We start from the raw sequence: 18204 nt of genomic DNA on the forward strand, positions 1-18204 counted from the left end.
GTCCGACGACGGTGCGCACCTCCGCGACCCACGCCCGCGCGTCGCGCACCCGACGAGCTGCCGGATGCCCTCGTGGGGTCCACCAGCACCTGACGGCCCGGGGCCGGGCTGCGCTAGCGTCACGCGGGTGGACACGGACACCTCGACGCCGACGCCCGCCGCCCGCCCCCCGCTCGAGACGGTGATCGCCCCCGACTGGGCCGCGGCGCTCGCCCACGTCGAGCCGCAGATCCACGCCATGGGCGACTTCCTGCGCGCGGAGACGGCCGCCGGCCGCCGATACCTGCCCGCGCCGGGCGACGTGCTCGCCGCGTTCCGGCGTCCGCTCGCGGAGGTCCGGGTGCTCGTCGTCGGGCAGGACCCGTACCCGACGCCGGGCCACCCGATGGGGCTGTCGTTCTCGGTCCAGCCGCACGTGCGGCCGCTGCCGAAGTCGCTCGTGAACATCTTTCAGGAGCTGGCCGACGACGTCGGCGCTCCCCCGCCCTCGTCGGGCGACCTGAGCCCGTGGGCCGACCAGGGCGTCATGCTGCTCAACCGGGTCCTCACGGTCCGCCCCGGCGAGCCGGGCTCGCACCGCGGCAAGGGCTGGGAGCAGGTCACCGAGGCGGCGATCAAGGCGCTCGTCGCGCGTGGCGGCCCGCTCGTCGCGATCCTGTGGGGCCGCGACGCGGCGTCGCTCAAGCCGTGGCTGGGCGGGGTGCCGACCGTCGAGAGCGCGCACCCCAGCCCGCTCTCGGCGTACCGGGGGTTCTTCGGCTCGCGGCCGTTCTCGCGCGTCAACGCGCTGCTCGAGCAGCAGGGCGCGGCGTCCGTCGACTGGCGCCTCCCCTGAGCCCGGAGCGGGATCCCGATATACCCGGGACGCAGAGTTCGGCACAATGCATCGGGTGAGCGACCAGAGCGCACCCGACGCCCCCGACACCACGACCGTCGTCCCCGACGCCGAGGCCACCCGCGAGGCGGCCGGCACGACGCCGCCCCGATGGCGGCGCTACGTCGCTGTCGGCGACTCCTTCACCGAGGGCCTGTGGGACCCGTACCCGTACGACGACGGCACGCTCGCGCCGTCGGGCACGGAGTCCGACGCGAAGCAGCGCGGCTGGGCCGACCGGCTCGCCGACACCCTCTCGGCCCGCCGGGTGGCGGCCGGGCTCGCGCCGCTCGAGTACGCCAACCTCGCGATCCGCGGGCGGCTGCTGCGGCACATCCTCGACGAGCAGGTGCCGGCGGCGCTCGCCGCCGAGCCGGACCTCGTCTCGCTCGTCGGCGGCGGCAACGACATCCTGCGCCCGAAGGCGGACCCCGACGTCCTTGCCGCGCGGCTGGAGGACGCCGTGGTCGAGATCCGGGCGACGGGCGCGGACGTGCTGCTCGCCACCGGGTTCCGTGCGGGCGGGGCGCTGAGCGTGACGCGCGGGCGCACCGGGCAGTACAACGCCAACGTCTGGTCGGTCGCACGCCGGCACGGCGCCTACGTGCTCGACCTGTGGGGCATGCGCTCGCTGTTCGACTACCAGGTGTGGTCCGACGACCGCATCCACCTCACGTCCGAGGGGCACCGCCGGGTGTCGCAGGCCGCGCTCGACGCGCTCGGCCTCGAGCCCGACGACGTCGCGTACGACGAGCTGCTCGAGCCCCGGCCGCCCCAGCGGTTCGTCGCGAAGGCGCGCGAGGACGTCCGGTGGTTGCGGGCGCACGCCGTGCCGTGGGTGCGCCGGCGTCTCCAGGGCACCTCGAGCGGCGACGGCCGCACGGCGAAGTGGCCGACGCCGGGCGCCTGGCCGCCGGCCTGAGCCGCGGCACGAAAGCGTTGTGGGCGTGATTTTTGGCCCGTTTCGTCCGGATGATCCGGACGAAACGGGCCAAAAATCACGCCCACAACGTAGAAAGAGCCGCCTGTCGGGTTCGAACCGACGACCTTCCGTTTACAAGACGGGAGCTCTACCAGCTGAGCTAAGGCGGCGCGAGCGCGGACCAGCCTACCGGCTGGCGCGCGCCCGGGTCTGCGAGAGGATCAGCCCGTGACGGCCGCGAGGAGCTCGCCGGGCGTCGACCAGTTGCCGCCCCAGCGCTCGCCGTCGATCGTCACCGTCGGCGTGCCGAAGCCGCCGCTCTCGGGGTTCTTCAGCGACTCGTCGGCCAGGACCTCGTCGGTCGCGGCCTCGACCCACTCGCCGTACGTGTCGTGCGCGGTGCCGTCGCCGATGCCGGCCGCGACGTCGGCCGGGACGCCGACGCCCTCGGCCAGGTCGGCCAGCTGCTGGTCGGTCAGGCTGCCGCCCGACGGCTGGTTCTCGAACAGCACCTGCTGGTAGTCGAAGGCCTGCTCGGGCGCGTTCTCGGCGACCCACACGAACGCCGCGGCGGCGCGGACCGAGTAGCCGTTGCTGCTCGGGTCCACGATCGCGACCGGGTGCATGACGAGCGTCGCGTCGCCGTCGTCGAGCATCGTGCGCAGGTCCTCACCGTTGGCGGCCTCGAACTCGGCGCAGTGCGGGCACAGGAAGTCGACGTAGGACCCGATCTCGGTCGCGCCCTCGTTGACCGCGCCGGCGACGCCGTCGGCGCCGAGCGGGATGCCCGTCGCGCCGTCGTGCGTCGCGGTCGACGGGACGGCGTCGACCTTCTCCATGGCGGACTTCTGACCCTCCTGGAGGATCATCCAGATCACCACGGCGAGGCCGACGACGGCGAGGCCCAGCACGCTGAACGTGATGATGCGGTTGCGCCGGTCGCGCGAGGCCTGCTTCTGCTGCAGGGCGAGCGCCTCGGCACGAGCGGCCTCCCGCCGCTGCGCCTTGGTCATGTTGGCGTTCTTGGTCGACATCGTGCTCCTGTGGTCCTTCGCTGAGGGCCCCGCGCAGGGGCGGCCGCGGCCAGGCGCGTACGGCCGGACCGTTCCGAGGCCAGCGTACCGAGCCAGCCTGGGAGCCAGGTGTGCGCGAGGTTACGCCTCCGGCGACGGTGCGCCCGGTGCCCGACGGCGGCACGTGCGTCACAGGATCGACGGCGGCCCGGACATGGGCCACCAGTGGACCACCGGCGGGTCCTCGAGCACCGGCATCCCGAGCATCCACGCCCCCACGAGGCACAGCACCACCACGATCGCCGCCCCGACCAGGCCCGGCGCGAGCGCGCCGAGGACGGTCCGCGCGCCGTCGCGCGCCGTGCGCCCGGCCGGCCCGAACCACGTCGCGAGCGTCGCGAGCAGGACCGCCGCGGCGAGCACCGCGCAGAAGACGATCGGCGCGTTGCGGCCGCCGACGGACCGGGCCTCGACGTCGTCGAGCGGCAGCACGACGAGGCGTCCGTCGCCGAAGACCCAGAAGCCGAGCACCACGGTGAGCACCCCGACGCACGCCCCGACGAGCGCCGCGGGGATCGCGCCGATCGCGCCCGTGACCACGTGCCACGGCAGCAGCACCGCGGAGAGCAGCCCGTCCGAGCGCCGCACGCCCTTGCGCTCGCGCCGGTCGTGCAGCGCGTCGGCCGACGTCGCGACGATCCGGCACAGCACGACGAGGCCGACGAGGACGGCGAACGCGACGCCCGGCCGGGTCGCGCCGAGCACGACGAGCGGCAGGCCGAGCGCGAGCACGGTCCCGGTGCGGCGACGGCGCGCCGGGCGCACGTAGCCGCGGACCTCCTCGGGCCCGGGCTCCTCCTCGTCGTCCCCGAGCTCGTCGTACGGGCGGTAGCGCGCGTCGCCGACCGGCATGAGCTGCGTGCCGCCGTCGTGCGCGTTGGCCCGGTCCCGCTCGACGGCGGTCATCGGCTCGGTCGGGTCCGCGACGGGAGGCGGTGGGACCGTCGCGACGTACCCGTCGCTCGGCGGCGCGCCGACGACCTGGGTCGGCAGCCCGACGCGCTGGGTCTCCTCCGACGCGACGATGCGCTGCGTCGCGTCCGGGTCGTACGGCATGCCGGTGGCCGCGCGAGCGGCGTCGTCGGCGTCGCGGCGCAGCGCGCGGGCGACCTCGGTCGGCCCCCAGCGGCGCGACGGGTCGGCGTGCAGCGCGCCCGCGAGCGCGCGCGCGGTCCGGGGCGGCAGGCCGACGACGTCTGGCCGGCCCTCGCGCGAGCGCTGCAGCACGAGGTCGGTCGGGCGCACCCCGAACGGCGAGCGCCCCGTCGCGGCGAACACGAGCAGCGCGGCCCAGCTCCACCAGTCCGTCTCGGGGACCGGGTCGCCGCCGTCCAGCAGCTCGGGCGCGATGTAGCCGGGCGTGCCCATGACGAAGCCGGTCGAGGTCGTGCGGGCGTCGCCCGGCCCCTGCGCGATGCCGAAGTCGATGAGGACCGGGCCCTGGTCGGTGACCATGACGTTGGACGGCTTGAGGTCGCGGTGCACGATCCCGGCCGTGTGGACGGCCTCGAGCGCGTCCGCGAGCTGGTCGGCCAGCGAGTAGAGGTCCTGCGGGTCGAGCGGCCCGCGCTCGTCGACCTCGTCCTCGAGCGTCACGCCGTCGACCAGCTCGGTCACGACGAAGGCAAAGGGACCGTCGAGCTCGGCGTCGAGCACCTGGGCGACCGCGGGGTGGCGCAGGCGCTGCAGCGCGGCGACCTCGCGGCGCAGGCGCTCGCGCCCGGCCGGGTCGGCGTCGACGTGGGCGTGCAGGACCTTGACCGCGACCGCGTGCCCGCCGCCGTCGACGCACTCGTAGACGGCGCCCATCGCACCGCGTCCCAGCAGGGTGACGACGGTGTACCCGCCGATCTCGGTGCCCTCCGCGAGCGCCCCCGCGGGGGCCTCCGGGCGGGCCTCGCCGGGCCCGCCCGGGGCGGCGACCCGGCCCCCGTCGACCTCGTTCATGGGGCACACCGTAGCCGCCCGGACGGCCCCGGGCGCGCGCAGAACAGGCCCTCGTTAGGGTGGTCGTCGAGGCCACGTCGTTACCCTGTGACGGTAGGACGTCGTTTCAACAACCCTTGGGAGATTGCCGGTGGCAGGTAAAGGATCGTCAGGACATTCCTCCGGCTACGACCTGGTGGTCGTGGCCAACCGGCTCCCCGTCGACTTCACCGTGGACGACGACGGGGAGGTGCGCTGGCAGCGCTCGCCCGGCGGGCTCGTGACGGCGCTCGAGCCGGTCATGCAGAAGTCCGACGGCGCGTGGGTCGGCTGGTCGGGGGCGCCCGACCTCAAGCACGAGCCGTTCGAGGCGGACGACATGCTGCTCGTCCCGGTGACCCTGTCGCGGTCCGAGATCGAGCGGTACTACGAGGGATTCTCGAACGACACCCTGTGGCCGCTGTACCACGACGTCATCTCGCCGCCGACGTACCACCGCCAGTGGTGGGACGCGTACCGCCGGGTCAACCAGCGGTTCGCCGAGGCGGCGGCCGAGCAGGCCGCCCAGGGCGCCGTCGTGTGGGTGCACGACTACCAGCTGCAGCTCGTCCCGAAGATGCTCCGCGACCTGCGGCCGGACCTGCGCATCGGCTTCTTCGACCACATCCCGTTCCCGCCGGTCGAGCTGTTCCAGCAGCTGCCGTGGCGCAAGCAGATCGTCGAGGGCCTGCTCGGCGCCGACCTCATCGGATTCCAGCGCGGCGGCGACGCGTCGAACTTCGTGCGCGCGGTGCGGCGGCTGACCGACCATACGACGCGCGGCCCGATCATCTCGATCTCGCAGCCCGACGGCTCCCCCGGGCGCCACGTGCGCGCCGCGGCGTTCCCGATCTCGATCGACTCGCAGCGGTTCGACCGGCTCGCCCGCCAGCCCGAGGTGCAGGCGCGCGCGAAGGAGATCCGCACGGACCTGGGCGACCCGGACGTCATGATGCTCGGCGTCGACCGCCTCGACTACACCAAGGGCATCCGCCACCGCATCAAGGCGTACGGCGAGCTGCTGCAGGACGGGCGTCTCGACGTCACGCGCGCGACGCTCGTGCAGGTCGCGAGCCCGAGCCGCGAGAACGTCGGCGCGTACCAGGAGCTGCGCGAGCACGTCGAGATCCTCGTGGGCCGGATCAACGGCGAGTTCGGGGAGATCGGCCACTCGGCGATCCACTACCTGCACCACTCCTACCCGCCGGAGGAGATGGCCGCCCTCTACCTGGCCGCGGACGTCATGCTCGTGACGTCGCTGCGCGACGGCATGAACCTCGTCGCGAAGGAGTACATCGCCGCGCGCTCGGACGAGCAGGGGGTGCTCGTGCTGTCCGAGTTCACCGGGGCGGCCGACGAGCTCGCGCCCGGGCCGCTGCTCGTCAACCCGCACGACATCGACGGCATGAAGGACATCATCGTCACGGCGGCGAGCATGGAGCCCAAGGAGCAGCGCCGGCGCATGCGCCGCCTGCGGCGCAAGGTCATGGGCGACGACGTCGCCAAGTGGTCGGAGTCGTTCCTCGGCGTGCTCACCGCGATGCCCCACCGGACGTCGTATGTCTGAGGCGGCGACCACGACCCTGCCGGCCGACCTCGCCGACGCGCTCGACCGATTCACGGCCGACGACGGCGCCGCGCTGCTCGTGGCGCTCGACTTCGACGGCGTCCTCGCGCCGCTCGTCGACGACCCGGCCGCCTCGCGCATGGCACCGTCGACCCGCGCCGCCGTCGACCTGCTCGGCGCGCTCACGGTGCCCGACGGCGGTGCCGCGGCCGGGCGGGCCCGGCTCGCGTTCGTCTCGGGGCGGGACCTCGAGGACCTCGCGGCCCGGGCCGAGCCCCCGGCCGGGACGTACCTCGTCGGCAGCCACGGGGCCCAGACGGGGCACGTGCGGCCGGACGGCGTGCTCGAGGCCGTGCCGCTCGAGCTCACGCCCGAGCAGGCCGCGGCGCTCGAGGCCCTGTACGACGCGCTCGAGGAGGCGGCCGCGGGCCGGGAGGGCGTGTGGGTCCAGCGCAAACCGAGCGCCGGCGTCCTGCACACCCGCACGGCGGGCCCCGAGGACTCCGCCGCGGCCGAGGCGCTGGCCGACGCCGCGGCGGCCCGGCTCGGCCTCGACGCGATGCACGGCAAGGACGTCGTCGAGATCGCCGTGCTCCCCACCTCCAAGGGCGAGGCGCTCACCCGGCTGCGGACCGTCGTCGGGCAGGAGACGGGCGCCGGGCAGGTGCGCGTCCTGTACGCGGGCGACGACACGACCGACGAGAAGGCCTTCGCCGCGCTCGGCGCGGGCGACGTCACGATCAAGGTCGGCGCGGGCGAGACGGTCGCGACCTACCGCGTCCCGGGCATCGACGCCGTCGCGGCCGCGCTCGACCGCGTGAGGTCGCGTCTCGCGTGACCGACGCCATGGCGTGACCCCGGTCACGGCCGTGTACTATCGAGCAGCACGACGGCGCCGGTCACGCACAGTCACAGCCGACCTGCCGTGCGCACAACAGAATGTGTCACCGCCGACACGCGAGTCGTGAACGCACAGACACCCGACCACGACGGATCGTCCGGCACGTACCTGCCGGTGGAGGGATGTACACCCATGGCTACGGTCACCTACGACCACGCGACGCGGATCTACCCGGGCACGGAGCGCCCCGCGGTCGACGCGCTCAACCTGCACATCGAGGACGGCGAGTTCCTCGTCCTCGTCGGCCCCTCGGGCTGCGGCAAGTCGACCTCCCTGCGCATGCTCGCGGGTCTCGAGGACGTCAACGCCGGGCACATCTACATCGGCGACCGTGACGTCACCGACGTGCAGCCCAAGGACCGCGACATCGCGATGGTCTTCCAGAACTACGCGCTCTACCCGCACATGTCGGTGGCGGACAACATGGGCTTCGCGCTGAAGATCGCCGGCACCCCCAAGGCCGAGATCCGCCAGCGCGTCGAGGAGGCCGCCAAGATCCTCGACCTCACCCAGTACCTCGACCGCAAGCCGAAGGCCCTCTCGGGTGGTCAGCGCCAGCGTGTCGCCATGGGCCGCGCCATCGTGCGTCAGCCCCAGGTGTTCCTCATGGACGAGCCGCTGTCGAACCTCGACGCCAAGCTCCGCGTCCAGACCCGCACGCAGATCGCGTCGCTCCAGCGCCGTCTCGGCGTCACCACGGTCTACGTCACGCACGACCAGACGGAGGCCCTCACGATGGGTGACCGCATCGCGGTCCTCAAGGACGGCCTGCTCCAGCAGGTCGGCACCCCGCGCGAGATGTACGACACCCCGGCGAACATCTTCGTCGCCGGCTTCATCGGCTCGCCGGCCATGAACATCGGCACGTTCGACGTCAAGGACGGCAAGGCCCAGGTCGGCCACGCCGCCGTGCCGCTCGAGCGCTCGGTGCTCGACGGCCTCACCGAGGCCGACAACGGCAAGGTCTCCATCGGCTTCCGCCCCGAGGCGCTCGACGTCGTGGGCGAGGGCACCGAGGACGCCTTCAGCATCCGGGTCAACCTCGTCGAGGAGCTCGGCTCCGACGCGTTCGTCTACGGCGACCTGCTCAGCAGCGACGCCGACCTGCACTCGGGCTCGTCCGACCAGGTCATCGTCCGCGTCGACCCGCGCAACACCCCGATGAAGGGTGACACGATCCACGTCACCATCAAGCCGGGCCAGGCGCACGTCTTCTCGGCCGCGACGGGCGAGCGCCTCAGCTGAGGCACCGTCCCCGCTCGACGTGAGGGGCGGGTCCGGCACTCGCCGGGCCCGCCCCCTCCGTCGTCTACGCTGGCTCCTGCCGCGGGTGCGCTCGCGGCCCGTCGCGCCGGTCCGCCGGGGCCGCGCGGCCACCCACGACCGTGCGACCACCCGGGATGAGGTGCCGTGGAACAGCTCCAGATCACGTCGGCGACGCCGGACTCGGCGCTGCTCGACCTGCCCTGGCGGCTACCGCTCGCCGAGTGGCCGGCCGACGTCCTGGCCGCGCTGCCGCGCGGTATCTCGCGCCACGTCGTGCGGTTCGTCCGGCTCGGCGGCCGGGTGCTCGCCATCAAGGAGATCAGCGAGCACGTCGCCTTCCGCGAGTACGAGCTTCTCCGTCAGCTCCGTAAGCTCGAGATCCCCGCGGTCAAGCCGATCGGCGTCGTCACCGGCCGGCGGGACGACCACGGCGAGCCGCTCGAGGCCGCGCTCGTCACCGAGCACCTCGCGTTCTCGCTCCCGTACCGCGCGGTGTTCAGCCAGGCGGTCCGCCCCGACACCGCGACGCGGCTCATCGACGCGCTCGCCGTGCTGCTCGTGCGGCTGCACCTCGTCGGGTTCTACTGGGGCGACGTCTCGCTGTCGAACACGCTCTTCCGCCGCGACGCCGACCAGTTCGCCGCCTACCTCGTCGACGCCGAGACCGGTGAACTGCACCGCGAGCTGTCGCCCGGCCAGCGCTCGTACGACGTCGACCTCGCCCGGACGAACATCATCGGCGAGCTCATGGACCTCGCGGCGGGCGAGCTGCTCCACGAGGAGGTCGACGAGATCGGCATCGGCAACTCGCTCGTCGAGCGGTACAACGAGCTGTGGGAGGCGCTGACCGGCGTCGAGGCCTTCCACGCCGACGAGCGCTGGCGCGTCGCCGCGCGGATCGAGCGGCTCAACGACCTCGGCTTCGACGTCGGCGAGCTCGCGATCACCACGGACATCGACGGCACCACGGTGCAGATCCAGCCCAAGGTGGTCGACGCCGGCCACCACTCGCGGCGTCTGCTGCGGCTCACGGGCCTCGACGTCCAGGACAACCAGGCCCGCCGCCTGCTCAACGACCTCGACTCGTACCGCGCGGCCATGGACCGCCAGGAGGACGACGAGCAGCTCGTCGCGCACGACTGGTTCCAGAACGTCTTTCAGCCGACCGTGCGCGCCGTGCCGCGTGAGCTGCGCCGCAAGCTCGAGCCGGCCCAGCTCTTCCACGAGATCCTCGACCACCGCTGGTTCATCTCGGAGAAGGCGCAGCGCGACATCCCCATGGACGAGGCCACGGCGTCGTACGTCGAGAACGTGCTGCGCTACCGGCCGGACGAGAAGGCGATCCTCGGCCTCGCCCCCGGCGAGGACGACCCCGAGTCCGACCACTTCCACCTCTCCACCTGACGCCGAGGTCCTTCGCCGAGGTAGCGCGTCCGCCCGCGAAGTAGCGCGACCGCCCGCGAGGTAGCGCGATTCTCGCCGAGGTAGCGCCGCGGACCGCGAGGTAGCGCACGGTGGAGGTGCGCGCGAGAGCAGAGGGAGCGCAGCGACCGATTCATCCGAGCGCGCGCCTCCACCGTGCGCTACCTCGTCCCGAAACGCGCTACCTCGGCGAGAGACGCGCTACCTCGGCGGAGAACGCGCTACCTCGCGGAGGGGGTGCGGCGGGCCTGCGCCACCTCGTACAGCGTGATGCCCGCGGCGACGCCGGCGTTGAGCGACTCGACGTCGGACGAGATCGGGATCGAGGCGACGGCGTCGCACGTCTCGCGCACGAGCCGCGACAGCCCCTTGCCCTCGGAGCCGACGACGAGCACGACCGGGTCGGTCGCGAACGCGAGCTCGTGCACCTCGCTGTCGCCGCCGGCGTCGAGCCCGACGACGAACAGCCCGGACTTCTTGAGCTCGGTGAGCGTGCGGGACAGGTTCGTCACGCGCGCGACGGGCACGCGCGCGGCGGCGCCCGCCGACGTCTTCCACGCCGACGCGGTCACGCCCGCCGACCGCCGGGAGGGCACGATCACGCCGTGCGCGCCGAACGCGCCCGCGGACCGCAGCACGGCGCCGAGGTTGCGCGGGTCGGTCACGCCGTCGAGCGCCACGAGCAGCGGCGGCTGGCCGGCCTCGTCCGCGGCGTCGAGCAGGTCCTCGACGTCCGCGTACTCGTACGGCGGCACCTGCGCGGCGACGCCCTGGTGCACCGAGCCCTCGGTGAGGTGGTCGAGCTCGGTCCGGCTCACCTCGAGGAGCTGCACGCCGCGCGTCGAGGCCAGCTCGAGGATCTCGCGCGTGCGGTCGTCGTGGTCGATGCGCGAGGCGAGGTGCACCGCGCTCACGGGGACGTCGGTGCGCAGCGCCTCGAGCACGGCGTTGCGCCCGGCGACGACCTCCGCGCCGGCCGTCGGGCGCCGGGTCCCGCGCACGACGCCCTTGCGCGCGCCCGCGGTGCGCTGCTCCGTGGCCTTGCGCTTCTCGGCCTCGACCTTGCGCTTGTGGGCCGGGTGGTAGACCCGGTCCTCGGCCTTGGGCGTGGGCCCCTTGCCCTCGAGGGCCTTGCGGCGGTGGCCGCCCGTGCCGACGCGCGGGCCCTTCTTGGAGCCCGCCTTGCGGATCGCGCCGGGGCGCCTGGAGTTGCCTGCCATGTGTCTCTTCCTGATGGGTCCGGTGGGCGCGCGCTCAGTCGCCGAGCGACCAGCGCGCGCCGTCGGGCGAGTCCTGCACGACGACGCCGGCCGCGGCCAGGCGGTCGCGGATCGCGTCGCTCGTGGCCCAGTCCTTGGCGGCGCGCGCCTCGGCGCGGGCGTCGAGCTCGGCGCGCACGAGCGCGTCGAGCGCCTCGGCGACGCGCGAGTCCGCCGTCGTGGACCACTGGGGGTCGGCCGGGTCGAGGCCGAGCACGTCGAGCATGCCGCGCAGCGCCACGAGCTCGGCGCGCGTCGCGGCGTCGTCCTGCGCCGCGACCGCGGTGTTGCCCGCGCGCAGGTGCTCGTGCACGACGGCGAGCGCCGCGGGCACGTTGAGGTCGTCGTCCATCGCGGCGACGAAGTCCGCGGGGAGCTCGGCCTTGGCGACCTCCTCGGCCGCCACCTCGCCAACGCGCTCGGTCGCGCGCTCGACGAAGCCCGACAGCCGCTCCCACGTGGCGCGCGCCTCGTCGAGCGTGTCGGGACTCCACTCGAGCATCGAGCGGTACTGCACCGCGGCGAGCGCGTAGCGCACGACGACGGCGGGCGCCTGGGCGAGCAGCTCGCTGACGAGCAGCCCGTTGCCGAGCGACTTGCTCATCTTGACGCCCTGCTGGGTGACCCACGCGCTGTGCATCCAGCGCTGGGCGAAGCCGTACCCGGCGGCGCGCGACTGCGCCTGCTCGTTCTCGTGGTGCGGGAACCGCAGGTCGAGGCCGCCGCCGTGGATGTCGAACGTGTCGCCGAGGTAGCGGTGCGCCATGGCGGAGCACTCGAGGTGCCACCCGGGGCGGCCGCGGCCGAACGGCGTGTCCCACGCGGCGGTCGCGGGCTCGCCCGGCTTGGGAGCCTTCCACAGCGCGAAGTCGTGCGGGTCGCGCTTCTCCGACGCGACGTCGTCGTCCGCCGACTCGGGGTTGAGGTCCTCGAGGCGCTGCTTGGTGAGGTCGCCGTAGTCGGGCCACGAGCGCACGTCGAACCAGACGTTGCCCGGGCTGGTCGAGTAGGCGTGCCCACGCTCGACGAGCCGCTGCATGAGCGCGACCATGTCGGGCACGTGCTGCGTCGCGCGCGGCTCGTACGTGGGCGGCAGGATGCCGAGCGCGTCGTACGCCTCGGTGAACGCGCGCTCGTAGCGCGCGGCGTGCGCCCACCACTCGACGCCGGCCGCGGACGCCTTGGCGAGGATCTTGTCGTCGATGTCGGTGACGTTGCGGATGAGCGTCACGCGCAGGCCCTTGCGCTCGAGCCAGCGCCGCAGGACGTCGAACGCCACGGCCGGCCGCAGGTGGCCCACGTGCGGGGGCGCCTGGACCGTGGCGCCGCACAGGTAGATGCCGACCTCGCCCGGGTTGAGGGGGACGAAGTCGCGCACGTCGCGCGTCGCGGTGTCGTACAGGCGGAGGGTCACCTGTCAAGGGTACCGGCGAGCGTTCACGCGCGGGCCCGTGGCGTCGGACGACGCGTGAACGACGCGCGGACGGCTCCGGGTCGCGCGGACGGCCGCGCGACCCGGAGCGCCGCGGTCAGCCTCGCAGCGAGGCCAGGTGCTGGTAGGACGTCGCGGCGTTCTCCAGCGACATGGAGGGCGACGCCGTCGGCACGGTCGCGGCGTTGTCCTGCTCGTACATGGCGTTGTGGTACCCCTTGGCGCCGATGCGCTGGAAGAAGGTCTTGTAGTCGATGTCGCCCTGGCCGAGCGGCACGATCGAGTACCCGGCGGCCAGGTCGGGGCGGGCGGCGCCGTCCTTCGCGTGGAACAGCGGGAAGCGGATGGTCTGCTCGGCGACGAGCCCGGCGGGGTCGAAGACGTCCTGGACCACGGTGCCGTCCGGCGCGGTGAAGCTCTGGAACCGGTGCTGGGCCACGTGCGCCCAGTAGACGTCCATCTCGAGGTACACGTAGTTCGGGTCGGTGTTCTGCAGGAACCACTCCAGGCGTCGCACGCCGGTGGAGCGCGTGGGCCGTCCCGCCTCGTCGAGCGGGCCGCTGTCGAGCAGGAAGCTGTAGGCCGCGTCGTGGTTGTGCGTGTAGAGCTTCAGCCCGTGGGTCGCGGCGCGCTCGCCGAGGATGTTCCAGCGCTCGGCGGCGGCCTGCCAGTCGGCGAGGTACGCGCTGTTGGTCGGGTCGCTGCCGGTGCCGATGTGGCCGAAGCCCAGGATGTTGGCGATCTCGCACGCGGCGTCGAACTGCGCGAGGGTCGTGGGGTTGATCGTGCCGGGGATGCTTCCGTGGTTGCCCTCGGCCTCGAGCCCGTTGTCGTCGAGCCACGTGCGCAGCAGGTGGGCGCCGGCGACGTTGTTGACGTTGCCACCCTCCGCGTTGACGTGCTGGTTGTAGCCGGCGAACTCGATCTGCTTGTACCCCTGGCGGGCGAGCTCCTCGAGCACCGCCTTGAAGCCGGACGGCAGCGACGGGTCCGTGGTGAGCGGGTTGCGGCTGATCGCGTCGCGCACGGTGTACAGGATGATGCCGCGCTTGCCGGGGGGCACGAGCACGCCGTTCGCAGCGGTCCCCGACGTGGCGGCGGCGGAGCCGGTGCTGGCGCGGGCGTGGGAGTGGCCGATGCCGAGCAGGGACGCGGCGGCCATTCCGGTCGTGGCGGCGAGGAGCTGCCGCCGGCTGAGGCCGAGCTTGCGCCCGAGGACGCGTGCGTCCTCCTCGGCCTGGTACGTGAGGTCTTCCATGATGCTCCCTTGCACTCTGGTTCTCAGGTGGTTCGCGTGACGGCACACGAGCACGTCTCGCGTCGTTCCCTGTCGGCGTACCGGGTCGAGCAGCGGTGGCACGTCGACGTGCCGAACTGTTCAGCGTCGAACTTCCTCGGACGTTAGGGGGTCCGCCGGACGGTCGTCAAGCAAAAGATGACGACCAACATCGAACTTCTATCTGCCGCCCGTCAAAAGTGGCGAGATGTCCGCGATGCACGGATCGGTGAGGCGGGCGAGCGTCGGTCCGGTCCGGTCGGTCGCGCGCGCGACGCGCGTGCTACTCGGGCACGACGTCGGCCGCGCCCGGCGATCCGACGGCCAGCTCCTGCGGCGCGGCGTCGGGCTCCGCCGGAGTGTCGGGCACCGTCGGCGTGACGGTGCCGACCGCCTCGGCCGGCGGCTCGGGGGGCGCGGTGTCGTCGGGCGTCACCGTCGCGACGATCACGGTGTCGGGCACGACGGTCGTCGCGACGTCGGTGGCGTCGACGGGCACCTCCTCGACGCCGGGCGACGCGTAGGAGGCGATGACGTCCGCCAGCTCGTGGAACGCCTCCAGAGTCGCGTCGTCGTCACGCTCGACGAGCCACCGCAGCTCGAGCCCGTCGATGAACGCGACGACGAGCCGCGCGAGCAGCGCGACGTCGATCCGGTACCTGACGTCGGCGCGGTCGGCGAGCTCGGTCAGCACGCCGACGGCCATGTCGGACACCTGGTCGATGTGGGCCTGCGCGACGTCGGTCATCGCGCTCGAGCGGGCGCCCGCCGTCGCGAGCTCGAACGACAGCAGGCGGCGGTCCTCCATGCTGCGCAGGCCCTCCATGAGGCCGTCCACCGCGGCGTGCAGCACGTCGCGGAAGTCGCCGGACGACGGCGACGCGCCCCGGACCGGGTCGACCGCGACGCCGACGAGCGCGCGCCCCATCTCGCGCAGCAGCTCGTCCTTGTCGTCGAAGCAGTAGTGCACCGTGCCGAGCGAGACGCCGGCCTCGCGCGCGACGGCCCGGATCGTCACGGACTCGATCCCCGAGCGCGCGGCGATCCGGAGCGCCACGTCCGCGAGGTGGGCCCGGCGCTGCGCGAGCGGGAGGCGCTTCATGACCCTCGAGCGACGACGAGCGCGGTCGCGATCGCCGCCACTCCCTCCCCGCGTCCGGTCAGACCGAGCCCGTCGGTCGTGGTCGCCGACAGCGTCACGGGCGCGCCGGCCGCCTCGGAGAGCGCCGCCTCGCCCTCGGCGCGGCGCGTCCCGACGCGCGGACGGTTGCCGACGACCTGGATCGCGACGTTGCCGATCTCGAAGCCCGCGTCGCGCACGCGCCGGGCCGCCTCGGCGAGCAGCGTGACGCCGGAGGCGCCCGCCCACTCGGGCTGCGCGGTCCCGAAGTGCGAGCCGAGGTCGCCGATGCCCGCGGCCGAGAAGAGCGCGTCGGCCGCGGCGTGCGCGGCGACGTCCGCGTCGGAGTGCCCGGCGAGGCCGCGCTCCCCCGGCCACAGCAGGCCTGCGAGCCACAGCTCGCGCGGGTCGTCCTCGGGCGCGAAGGCGTGCACGTCGACCCCCACGCCGGTGCGCGGGAGCCCCGCGGTCACGCCCGCTCCTCGAGCAGGAGGTGCGCGACCGCGAGGTCGCGCTCGGTCGTGATCTTGAGGGCCGACTCCTCGCCCGCGACCACGTGGACGGTCTCGCCGAGCGCCTCGACGAGCCCGGCGTCGTCGGTCGCGGCGAGGTGCTCCGCGCCGGCGCGGGCGGCACCCGCCGCGTGGGCGCGCTCGAGCAGCGCGCGGTCGAAGCCCTGGGGTGTCTGCACGGCGCGCAGCAGGGCGCGGTCGGGGGTCTCGACGACGCGCTCGACAGCAGGCCCTGCAGCCGCCGGGCCGGAGGTCGGCGGCGCGCTCACGGGGGCGGGCGACACGCGCTTGATCGTATCCGTGACCGGTTGACCCGGCACGACGGCGGGGTGCCCGGCGCGCACGGCTGCGACGACGCGGCGGACGAGCTCCGGGGAGGCCAGCGGACGGGCCGCGTCGTGCACGAGGACGACGTCGTCGTCGCCCCCGGCGAGAGCGAGGCCGGCGGCCACGGAGGCCTGGCGGGTCGGGCCGCCGTCGACCACGCGCACGGGCCGCACGACGTGCGCGTCCGCGGTGACGACGTCGGACATCGCGGCCGTGAGCCCGGGCGGCGCGGTGACGACGATCCGGTCGACGACGCCCGACGCCGCGAGGCGCCGGGCGGCGTGGAGCACGAGCGGGAAGCCGCCGAGCTCGACCAGCGCCTTGGGCAGGTCGCGCCCGAGCCGGGTGCCGGACCCGGCGGCCGTGAGGATCGCGAGGACCGTCACCGCCGGCCTCGCACGGGTGCGGCGGTGCTCAGGAGGCGAGCACCTCGTCGAGGATGGCCTCGGCCTTGTCCTCCTCCGTGTGCTCGGCGAGCGCGAGCTCGGAGACGAGGATCTGACGGGCCTTGGCCAGCATCCGCTTCTCGCCGGCGCTCAGGCCGCGGTCGGCGTCACGACGCGACAGGTCGCGCACGACCTCCGCGACCTTGATGACGTCGCCCGACGCCAGCTTCTCCAGGTTCGCCTTGTACCGGCGCGACCAGTTCGTCGGCTCCTCGGTGTACGGAGCGCGGAGCACCTCGAAGACCTTGTCGAGCCCCTGCTGGTCGACCACGTCGCGCACGCCCACGAGGTCCACGTTCTCCGCCGGGACCTCGATCGTCAGGTCGCCCTGGGCGACCTTGAGCTTGAGGTACATCTTCTCTTCGCCACGGATCTTGCGCGTCTTGATCTCCTCGATCAGCGCGGCGCCGTGGTGCGGGTAGACAACAGTCTCGCCTACTGTGAACGTCATCTGCAGATGTCCCCTTTCCCAGTGGCCGAGTCTACCATGCGGGACCGTCACGGCCCTCGGGCCGTTCGCCGTCGTGCCTGCATCGCCGCAGGTCAGAGGCCCTATCCGGGGTGCGTGTGCACGGCAAGCGTCCGGCCCGACTAGGATGAGCCGGGGTGCCTCGCGCCCCTCCCCCGACTCACCGCGCGACCGTGTCCTCCGACCGTCCACGGCTCACGGTCCGCGCCCGCTCCAGCACGAAGGAGAGCACGTGTCCCGCTCCGCACGTTCCGCACGTCCGGGGGTCGTCGCCGCCAGCGTCGCGGCCGGCGCCCTGCTGCTGACGGCCTGCGCCCCGATCATCACGACGGAGCCGTACTCGCCGTCGGACGGGACCCGGGTGGACCTGGACGCACGGCACCGGGGCCTCAACCTCATGGTCGTGTCGGAGGGCGAGGGCGAGCCGGGCAACGTCTTCGGCGCGCTGACCAACAGCTCGTCCGAGCCCGTGACGTTCCGTCTCGAGGTCGACGGCGCCGCGCCGCTCACCGTGCCGGTCGAGCCGCGCCAGACGGTCACGCTGGGCACCGAGGACGGCATCGTGGCGACGCTGGACGCCGTCGACACGATCCCGGGCGGCTACCTGCAGGCCACGCTCAGCGCCGGCGACGTGAGCGAGGACTTCGCGCTGCCGGTCCTCGACGGCACGCTGCCGGAGTACGCCGACCACCTGCCCTGAGCCTCCGCGCACGGCGACGCAGGACGCCCCGGCACGGGTCATCGTGCCGGGGCGTCCTGCGTCGTGGCGGGCTCAGAGGCCGGAGCCCTCGAGGGTCCCGGTGACGGGTTCGAGCGACTCGACGACGCACTGGACGAGCCGGTCACCCTCGGCCCAGCTCTCCTCGGTGGGCCAGAACTGCCAGAAGTCGAGCGCCGAGTCCTCGTAGGCGAGGCCGACGAACAGCTCGAACCGCTCGAGGCAGAAGGCGTCGGCCTCCTCCGCGATGGCCTCGTCGCCCGGGAACCCGTCCGGGTGGTCGGCGTCGGACAGCGTCGTCTCCGCGTCGACCTCGCCCGTGTGCGGCTCGGAGCACGGCACCACGGGCAGCGACATGAACTCCTCCGCGTCGGGGTCCATCGCGGCCGTGTCGAGGCAGTCGCCGAGCGTGACCGAGAAGATGTCGGCGTCGGCCGCGGTGGTCACCTCGCCGTTCTCGTCGCGCTCCGGGTCGCCGGGGCCGAGCAGGCCGTCGACGGCGCCGCAGCCGGCGAGGGCGAGGGCGATCGGCGCCGCGACCAGCGCGGCGAGGGCGCGCAGGGCGCGGGGGCGGGAGGTGCTCACGGGGGTTCCTTCTCTGGCGGGTGCGGCCCGGCCGCAGCGGCGTCGTCCGTGCCGCACGCCGAAGGCACCC

General features: G+C 73.7%; 17 protein-coding genes and 1 tRNA gene. 7 read left to right on the forward strand and 11 right to left on the reverse strand.

The features are described from left to right. Positions 1 to 64 precede the first annotated feature (64 nt). Positions 65 to 835, forward strand: a complete 771-nt coding sequence (locus tag ISOVA_RS13155; protein ID WP_013839708.1) for a uracil-DNA glycosylase — start codon at positions 65 to 67, stop codon at positions 833 to 835. Positions 836 to 881: 46 nt separating this feature from the next. Continuing rightward, positions 882 to 1796, forward strand: a complete 915-nt coding sequence (locus tag ISOVA_RS13160; protein WP_013839709.1) for an SGNH/GDSL hydrolase family protein — start codon at positions 882 to 884, stop codon at positions 1794 to 1796. Positions 1797 to 1893: 97 nt separating this feature from the next. Here the strand turns inward: ISOVA_RS13160 and ISOVA_RS13165 are convergent. The 3 genes from ISOVA_RS13165 to ISOVA_RS13175 all read right to left on the reverse strand — a co-directional run bounded on the left by ISOVA_RS13165 (position 1894) and on the right by ISOVA_RS13175 (position 4816). Continuing rightward, a tRNA-Thr gene (locus ISOVA_RS13165) sits at positions 1894 to 1966 on the reverse strand. 51 nt (positions 1967 to 2017) lie between these two features. Further along, entirely contained in the window at positions 2018 to 2830 is an 813-nt protein-coding gene (locus ISOVA_RS13170) for a DsbA family protein (protein WP_013839710.1), read from the reverse strand. Between the two features lie 168 nt (positions 2831 to 2998). Further along, positions 2999 to 4816: a serine/threonine-protein kinase gene (locus ISOVA_RS13175; RefSeq protein WP_013839711.1), complete on the reverse strand. Its 1818-nt coding sequence runs from the start codon at positions 4814 to 4816 to the stop codon at positions 2999 to 3001. Positions 4817 to 4946: 130 nt separating this feature from the next. Here ISOVA_RS13175 and ISOVA_RS13180 point away from each other — a divergent pair, with 130 nt between their 5' ends. The 4 genes from ISOVA_RS13180 (at position 4947) to ISOVA_RS13195 (ending at position 9972) form a co-directional block, all read left to right on the forward strand. Further along, entirely contained in the window at positions 4947 to 6401 is a 1455-nt protein-coding gene (locus ISOVA_RS13180) for an alpha,alpha-trehalose-phosphate synthase (UDP-forming) (protein WP_013839712.1), read from the forward strand. Further along, on the forward strand, positions 6394 to 7239 hold the full coding sequence (otsB, locus tag ISOVA_RS13185; RefSeq protein ID WP_013839713.1) for a trehalose-phosphatase: 846 nt from the start codon (positions 6394 to 6396) through the stop codon (positions 7237 to 7239). The genes ISOVA_RS13180 and otsB overlap by 8 nt, the downstream gene beginning before the upstream one ends. A gap of 195 nt (positions 7240 to 7434) precedes the next feature. Further along, a complete protein-coding gene (locus ISOVA_RS13190) occupies positions 7435 to 8547 on the forward strand; it encodes an ABC transporter ATP-binding protein (RefSeq protein ID WP_013839714.1) in 1113 nt (370 codons plus the stop codon). 165 nt (positions 8548 to 8712) lie between these two features. After that, positions 8713 to 9972 (forward strand): DUF4032 domain-containing protein, encoded by a 1260-nt coding sequence (locus ISOVA_RS13195; protein ID WP_013839715.1) that lies wholly within the window; start codon positions 8713 to 8715, stop codon positions 9970 to 9972. Positions 9973 to 10211: 239 nt separating this feature from the next. Here the strand turns inward: ISOVA_RS13195 and rlmB are convergent, their stop codons facing one another. The 7 genes from rlmB to ISOVA_RS13230 all read right to left on the reverse strand — a co-directional run bounded on the left by rlmB (position 10212) and on the right by ISOVA_RS13230 (position 16813). Then, positions 10212 to 11210 carry a 23S rRNA (guanosine(2251)-2'-O)-methyltransferase RlmB gene (gene rlmB / locus ISOVA_RS13200; protein ID WP_013839716.1) on the reverse strand — a complete coding sequence of 333 codons (999 nt, stop codon included), beginning with the start codon at positions 11208 to 11210 and terminating at the stop codon, positions 10212 to 10214. Positions 11211 to 11244: 34 nt separating this feature from the next. Continuing rightward, positions 11245 to 12663 carry a cysteine--tRNA ligase gene (cysS, locus tag ISOVA_RS13205; RefSeq protein WP_013839717.1) on the reverse strand — a complete coding sequence of 473 codons (1419 nt, stop codon included), beginning with the start codon at positions 12661 to 12663 and terminating at the stop codon, positions 11245 to 11247. A gap of 115 nt (positions 12664 to 12778) precedes the next feature. Then, positions 12779 to 13939 carry a sugar phosphate isomerase/epimerase family protein gene (locus tag ISOVA_RS13210; protein ID WP_013839718.1) on the reverse strand — a complete coding sequence of 387 codons (1161 nt, stop codon included), beginning with the start codon at positions 13937 to 13939 and terminating at the stop codon, positions 12779 to 12781. Positions 13940 to 14240: 301 nt separating this feature from the next. Continuing rightward, positions 14241 to 15059 carry a TetR/AcrR family transcriptional regulator gene (locus tag ISOVA_RS13215; RefSeq protein WP_013839719.1) on the reverse strand — a complete coding sequence of 273 codons (819 nt, stop codon included), beginning with the start codon at positions 15057 to 15059 and terminating at the stop codon, positions 14241 to 14243. Further along, a complete protein-coding gene (gene ispF / locus ISOVA_RS13220; protein ID WP_013839720.1) occupies positions 15056 to 15550 on the reverse strand; it encodes a 2-C-methyl-D-erythritol 2,4-cyclodiphosphate synthase in 495 nt (164 codons plus the stop codon). The genes ISOVA_RS13215 and ispF overlap by 4 nt, the downstream gene beginning before the upstream one ends. After that, a complete protein-coding gene (gene ispD / locus ISOVA_RS13225; RefSeq protein WP_013839721.1) occupies positions 15547 to 16302 on the reverse strand; it encodes a 2-C-methyl-D-erythritol 4-phosphate cytidylyltransferase in 756 nt (251 codons plus the stop codon). The genes ispF and ispD overlap by 4 nt, the downstream gene beginning before the upstream one ends. Positions 16303 to 16330: 28 nt before the next feature. After that, a complete protein-coding gene (locus ISOVA_RS13230; RefSeq protein ID WP_013839722.1) occupies positions 16331 to 16813 on the reverse strand; it encodes a CarD family transcriptional regulator in 483 nt (160 codons plus the stop codon). 250 nt (positions 16814 to 17063) lie between these two features. Here ISOVA_RS13230 and ISOVA_RS13235 point away from each other — a divergent pair, with 250 nt between their 5' ends. Further along, positions 17064 to 17531 carry a hypothetical protein gene (locus ISOVA_RS13235; protein WP_013839723.1) on the forward strand — a complete coding sequence of 156 codons (468 nt, stop codon included), beginning with the start codon at positions 17064 to 17066 and terminating at the stop codon, positions 17529 to 17531. Positions 17532 to 17603: 72 nt separating this feature from the next. Here ISOVA_RS13235 and ISOVA_RS13240 read toward each other — a convergent pair whose 3' ends face one another. Next, on the reverse strand, positions 17604 to 18134 hold the full coding sequence (locus ISOVA_RS13240; protein ID WP_013839724.1) for a septum formation family protein: 531 nt from the start codon (positions 18132 to 18134) through the stop codon (positions 17604 to 17606). Positions 18135 to 18204 lie beyond the last annotated feature (70 nt).

The organism is Isoptericola variabilis 225 (genome assembly GCF_000215105.1).
GTDB classification, from domain to species: Bacteria; Actinomycetota; Actinomycetes; order Actinomycetales; family Cellulomonadaceae; genus Isoptericola; species Isoptericola variabilis_A.

Coding starts and splice junctions, on each gene's coding strand:
- ISOVA_RS13175 (WP_013839711.1), bottom strand. CDS start 4,816: ATGAACGAGGTCGACGGGGGCCGGGTCGCCGCCCCGGGCGGGCCCGGC.
- otsB (WP_013839713.1), top strand. CDS start 6,394: ATGTCTGAGGCGGCGACCACGACCCTGCCGGCCGACCTCGCCGACGCG.
- ISOVA_RS13190 (WP_013839714.1), top strand. CDS start 7,435: ATGGCTACGGTCACCTACGACCACGCGACGCGGATCTACCCGGGCACG.
- ISOVA_RS13215 (WP_013839719.1), bottom strand. CDS start 15,059: ATGAAGCGCCTCCCGCTCGCGCAGCGCCGGGCCCACCTCGCGGACGTG.
- ISOVA_RS13160 (WP_013839709.1), top strand. CDS start 882: ATGCATCGGGTGAGCGACCAGAGCGCACCCGACGCCCCCGACACCACG.
- rlmB (WP_013839716.1), bottom strand. CDS start 11,210: ATGGCAGGCAACTCCAGGCGCCCCGGCGCGATCCGCAAGGCGGGCTCC.
- ISOVA_RS13230 (WP_013839722.1), bottom strand. CDS start 16,813: ATGACGTTCACAGTAGGCGAGACTGTTGTCTACCCGCACCACGGCGCC.
- ISOVA_RS13155 (WP_013839708.1), top strand. CDS start 65: ATGCCCTCGTGGGGTCCACCAGCACCTGACGGCCCGGGGCCGGGCTGC.
- ISOVA_RS13170 (WP_013839710.1), bottom strand. CDS start 2,830: ATGTCGACCAAGAACGCCAACATGACCAAGGCGCAGCGGCGGGAGGCC.
- ISOVA_RS13210 (WP_013839718.1), bottom strand. CDS start 13,939: ATGGAAGACCTCACGTACCAGGCCGAGGAGGACGCACGCGTCCTCGGG.